At 45.6% G+C, this 847-nt stretch carries 1 protein-coding gene; it reads right to left on the minus strand.

The features are described 5' to 3' along the window. Positions 1-92 precede the first annotated feature (92 nt). The coding region (locus tag ACWHAR_RS25155; protein WP_452088194.1) for a tRNA threonylcarbamoyladenosine dehydratase at positions 93-847 on the minus strand (755 nt) is incomplete at its 5' end.

Genomic DNA, 847 nt, shown 5'->3' on the forward strand with positions numbered 1-847 from the left:
AAACAAAAATAATAAACGGCCTGTTTCTTTTCATTAAGGAGGCCGTTTGTCTTGAAACCAAAAACGACAGCACCTCTGCTGTCGTTTTTGTATTACTTATCTTTCACCCTTTTGATCGGAATATCTTTCAAAAGCTCCATGATCACATGGCCGCCCATAATCAAGCCTGCGACTGACGGAACAAAAGCATTTGAAGACGGCGGCATCTGCGCTTTGCGGATTTTCGCTTCATCATTTCCGACGACTTGGCGTACGTCTTCACGGATCACGATCGGACTTTCGTCAGAAAAGACGACTTTAATGCCTTTCGTAATGCCTTCCTTGCGAAGCCTCGTCCGGATGACTTTTGCAATCGGATCGGTGTGGGTTTTTGAAATATCGGCCACTTGAAACCTTGTCGGATCTGTTTTATTGGCCGCTCCCATGCTTGAGATGATGTTGATGCCGCGCTTCAGGCACTCTTTCATTAAGTGGATTTTATAATGAATCGTGTCTGAAGCGTCGATTACATAATCCGGTTCATATGCAAAAAACTGTTCATACGTCTCTTCGGTATAGAACATTTTTAAAGCGATGACGTCGCATTCCGGATTAATATCGGCGATTCTCGCTTTCATTAAGTCAACTTTCGGCTGTCCGACCGTTGAAAGTAAAGCAGGCAGCTGACGGTTGACATTCGTGATGTCAACATCGTCTTTATCGACCATCACGATTCTGCCGACACCTGAACGGGCGAGCGCTTCCGCGGCGAAAGAACCGACCCCGCCGACGCCCAAAACGGCGACCGTGCTGTTTTTTAAAATATTTAAACCTTCTTTTCCAATCGCTAATTCGTTGCGTGAAAACT

The organism is Bacillus sp. LR--39 (assembly GCF_053613335.1).